This is a genomic window from Pseudomonas sichuanensis (assembly GCF_003231305.1).
Taxonomy (GTDB): Bacteria; Pseudomonadota; Gammaproteobacteria; order Pseudomonadales; family Pseudomonadaceae; genus Aquipseudomonas; species Aquipseudomonas sichuanensis.
Map to the genome: position 1 here is coordinate 1 of NZ_QKVM01000105.1, position 4,407 is coordinate 4,407.

The 4,407-nt window shown below is 62.5% G+C and carries 3 protein-coding genes; 1 reads left to right on the top strand and 2 read right to left on the bottom strand.

Annotated elements, in window-relative coordinates; all coding sequences use genetic code 11:
• Window positions 1–560 precede the first annotated feature (560 nt).
• Window positions 561–2,192 (top strand): hypothetical protein, encoded by a 1,632-nt coding sequence (locus DM373_RS28105; RefSeq protein ID WP_110996584.1) that lies wholly within the window; start codon window positions 561–563, stop codon window positions 2,190–2,192.
• Between the two features lie 139 nt (window positions 2,193–2,331).
• On the opposite strand, the gene DM373_RS28110 is transcribed toward DM373_RS28105, so the two are convergent.
• Complete coding sequence (locus tag DM373_RS28110) at window positions 2,332–2,628, bottom strand: hypothetical protein (protein WP_110996585.1); 297 nt, start codon at window positions 2,626–2,628, stop codon at window positions 2,332–2,334.
• An 8-nt stretch (window positions 2,629–2,636) separates the two neighbouring features.
• Window positions 2,637–4,407: RHS repeat-associated core domain-containing protein (locus tag DM373_RS28115; protein ID WP_208642836.1), on the bottom strand; the 1,771-nt coding region annotated here is incomplete at its 5' end.

Below are 4,407 nucleotides of genomic sequence, written 5' to 3' on the forward strand. Positions count from 1 at the left end.
AGTGATCAGGCCTTGTTTTTCGCCGGTGACGGACATGTAGGCTGGTGTTGCCATGGTGCTCTCCTTGCGTAAGAAAAAAGTCGCGCAGACGGCAGGAAATTGCCGAGCGGGAGCAGCTTTCGATACAAGAGCTGTGCCAATTGAAAAATGTTCAATAAATTCAATTGGTTAATTATCAAAGCCATCCATTCGAGTACCTTTTTGAGCGGCGAGCATTCAAAAGTTGCGCAACTTCTTGCGCAGTGCTGGCAAAAAGTTGCGCAGATGGCTGCAGGCCATATACAGCAATGCTCACAGCGCTTATCCACAGACTTATCCACATTGAAGTGCGCAACTTCTTGCGCAGTTGAGCAAACATTCAGCGACCAGATCTCCCCATGGCTTACAGGCCATCCTGCGTATGGCTCAGGGCTGGCCCCGCGCCGCTAACATCAACGTGCTACTATCGCGCCGCACTAAATGGACGCTCCACCGATTCGACAAGGAAAGCCGCGCGTGAACACCCCAGAGCCCACTTCGCCCAGCCCTGCCCGTTTCCTTTGCCAAGCAGGCAGTGCCTGATGATCGGCGCCTTGTTGCTACGCCCCGCCCATGGCCAGGAACACTCACCCTGGCAACGCCTGGCCCGCGCCTTGTGGGGTGGCGACCTGCCGTTGACCCGCGCCCAGGAATGCGGGTTTGCGCGGCTGATGCTGATACCGACCGTGATCTACCTGGTGCTCGCGCTGGGCTACCTCGCGCAACTGACCGACCTGATCGGCAGCCTCGTGCCACATTCGCTGCTGCAAAGTTTCGCCCGCCAGGGCCAATGGTTGGGCGCCGCCGCCCTGGCCCTGCTGGTACTCAGTTGCCTGCTGCGCAAGAGCCTGCGCCAGGGCTGGCCGTTCGGGCGCACGGTGCTCTGGGCCTTGATCACCTGCGGCAGCTGCCTGTACCTCGGCTATCACGCCCAGCGCCTGCTGGTGGACAGCCTGGTCGAACAGGCCAGCCCCGAACAGCAGGCCCGGGCCGCCTTCGGCATCCCGCTGCTCAACCTGATGCTGCAACACGACCTGCGCCTGGACGGCCAGGCCGCAACAGCCGAGCAGCTGCGCAGCCCGCAAGGCAAGCTGCGCCTGGCCGAACTGGCCCTGCGCCTGCCGCACATGACCGAGTTGAAGGCCACAGAGGGCCTGACCCCGCAGGCCTTGTTCGAACAACTCGCCGACCAGCAGCGCGGCGGCCTGCAGCGCAACTATGAGCGCTACCGCCAGGCCACCGGCCGGCAGGAAGACAACTACCGCCAATACCGTCGCGCCAGCCTTTACTACGCGGGGGCCACCAGTCGTCTGGCCATCCTCCAGCGTCAGGGCCAGGCCTGGACCAACTACCAGCGCCTGCTCAGCAGCCGCGGACGCAACCTCAACCCCTGGACCCTGCCCAGCAGCGAATGGCAAGACGTGCGCCATGTTCTGCGCGAGCAGATGAACGTACCGGTCAACGACCTCTGGCGGCCCGACGACCGCCCTGGTTTCAACCGCGCCGTGGCCCGCCAGGTGCGACGTGAAGCACGCAATCACTATGCAGAATTGCTCCAGCAGCGGATCAATGCCGGCTGGATCGAACCCGGCCTCAAGCGCCCGGCGTTCCTGGCGGTGGATGCCATCCAGGGGCAGTGGCGCCAGGACTTGGCGCTGCCGGCGGGCATCACCCTGTATGCCTACCTGACCGAGGAGTATTTCGTGCGCTCGGTCTACCTGCCCACGCTGCAGCACGACGCCCGGGAACTGATGAAGCAGCGCGTCGCCTCGGCGCGCGATCTTTCGACCCTGGGCCGGGACAGCTACCGCGATCTGATCACCCCCGGCGTGGCTGCCCTGCTGATCCTCTGTGGGCTGGCCGTGCATGGGTTCCGTGCGCTGTCCTACCTGTTGCGCCTGGTGAGGGCGCAACCGCTTGGCCTGTACTTGAAACTGCTGGGGGTGTACGTGCTGCTGGTCAGCGTGTCGCTGGTTGCCGGCAAGCCTAAGGTGCCGGCGAGCGACCTGCCGCAGCAAGGCGAGGAAGCCCTCGGCCTGACCCTTGCCCTGGCCAGTGCCGCGATTGACTGGGCCGCACCTCAACAGGACAGGCTGTATGCCATGGGCACCAGCATTCGTCAGGACGTGTTGCGTGGGTATGGATTTGGCGCGCCCGGGAAGCAGCTTGATTGACGGGCGCGTTCTGTGCCGGGGGAGCTTTTATCCAGGCTCTGTACGAAAAGCGTTGAGGGAGCGGCGGTGCGCCGCTCCCTCAACGATGGATGACCATACTTTCGTACAAAACCCAGCAAGCGGGCAGGCTCGTTACCGATCAGCGCGCGAGCCTGTTGATGTGGAAGTCACACCCTTGCGCCTGCCCCCAGAATGTAATGGCGGCAACCCCCACCATCAACAGCGCACCCCCATAGGTGGTAGACAACATCAGTATCGACAGGCGTTTGTTCTCAAACCTGAAAACCCGCCGGTACATCTCGAACATGCCCTCGAAGGTATTCATGTTGATCCCGTTCTTTTTGCAGTATGCGTTTGCAGAAAGTACGGCAGTCAGCCCCGCAACCACACAGAGTGCAAAGCCGGCGATCCTGATGATTTGAAGCAGCTCGCACATAACCTCTCCTAGAACAGCGGCATTGCAACAGCCGGCGCCACAGGGGTCTTGATCTCCGGGCCAACACCGGGGCCCACGCCGATATAAACCTCTGGCCACGTGGAGGTCTGGCTGATATCGAAACTGACAACCCCTACGCTGAAGCCAACACCTGCCGCGGCGGGTAGCGACTTGGCATCCGGGTCGGCAAACTTGAAACCGCAGCTAGCGGTTGCCCGTGCGCCTGCTGCAATCATCGGAACAGCGCCCTCGCCCGAAAGGCCACTGACTTCGTTGGCTTTTACGGTCACGGAGAAACCGGTACCCACGGCAGCCATCAAAGAGCCTCGACATTCTCCCGTCATGATGGGCCGAGGTGGTGGCGGAGAAAGAGCCCTGGAGATCTCTTCTGCCGACTTGCCCTGGTTTGCCATGTGCGTGGCCAGCGAGACCTGTGCCTGCAAGGCTGGGGAGTTTGCGAATGGGAAGTCTTGAAGGCCTGTCGGGTCGACTCTCATGCTTGGCATGTTATTGCCATATCGATAAACGTTCATTCCCCCGAGAAGGCCAATAGGGTCTCGTGAAAGATACCGCGCCATTTTCGGCTCGTAATACCGATAGCGGTTGTAGTGCAGCGCCGTTTCCGGGTCCTGGTATTGCCCCTGGAAGCGAATCGGGTTACTCAGCCCCTGCAATCTGGCTTGCTCCGTTCGCTCTTCGCGTATTTCGCCCCACGCGGTGTAATGCGCACTCCAGACCACGTCCCCCTGCTCATCGGTGAGCTCTTGCGGTGTGCCCAGATGGTCACAGTGGTACCAGGCCATGGCATCGAAGGCCTGCGGCTTGACCTCGGTGTGCCACAGCGGATCACGGTCGAAGTCGTACTCGCGCCCCGCCCAGTCCGGCTGTTTGAACAGGCGTACCGGGCGGTTGTGCAGGGCCTGGGCGACCGGCACGAAGCTGCCGGGCTCGTACAGGTAGTGCACGGTGCGGCCGGTATCGCCCTCATCCAGCGGCGGCGAGCTTTCCCAGGCCAGGGTTTCGCCGTCCCAGCCATACAGGGTGAAGCCGCAGTGCAGCTCACGCTGGCGCCTGGCCCGTTCCAGCTGGTTCCAGCCGGTGCCGGCCTCGGGCTTGTCCCAGTAATGGGCGAGCGAATGCTTGTGCAGGCGACGACCCAGGGCGTCATAGCTGTATTCGACCTTGAGCCTGTCGTCGTTGTAGCGCACCAGCCGGTTGAACAGGTCCCAGGTGAAGTGCGCCTGCGCACCGTCTTGCAGGCGATGGCTCAGGTTGCCGCGTTCGTCGTAGCGGTACTGGCTGCCGGCATAGGTGCGCAGCAGGTTGTCCATCACCTTGTTGCGCCGGGCGTCCTCTTCCAGGGGGCGGTTGAGCTGCTGGGTTTCATCCAGCAGGTTGCCCGCCGGGTCGAAGGCGAAGGTTTCGGCGCCCAGGCGGCTGTTAGCCTGCAGCAAGCGCCCCAGGGGGTCGTACTGATACGCCAGTTGGCCACGGCGGCTGTCGTGGATATCGGTCAACTGCCCCACCGTGTCGTATTCATACTGGCGCTTGAGCAGGGCAGTCTTGCCGTCATGGCTGCCGAGCCATTGCTCCTCAGGGAGCCCTGTCTTGCCCCAGCGCTGCATCTGCATGAGCTTGTTGCCCTGGTGGCGCACGACTTCGCGGTGCAGGTCATCGCGCTCGTAGGCGAGCATCTCGTGCTGGTCGAGGGTCATGCCCAGCAAGTGGCCGCTGCCGTAGGTCAACCAGCTGACCTTGTGCCCGTCGGGGCGGATGGTG

Excerpts from the sequence above, each read along its gene's own strand:
- DM373_RS28110 (WP_110996585.1), bottom strand. The coding sequence starts at position 2,628 with ATGTGCGAGCTGCTTCAAATCATCAGGATCGCCGGCTTTGCACTCTGT.
- DM373_RS28105 (WP_110996584.1), top strand. The coding sequence starts at position 561 with ATGATCGGCGCCTTGTTGCTACGCCCCGCCCATGGCCAGGAACACTCA.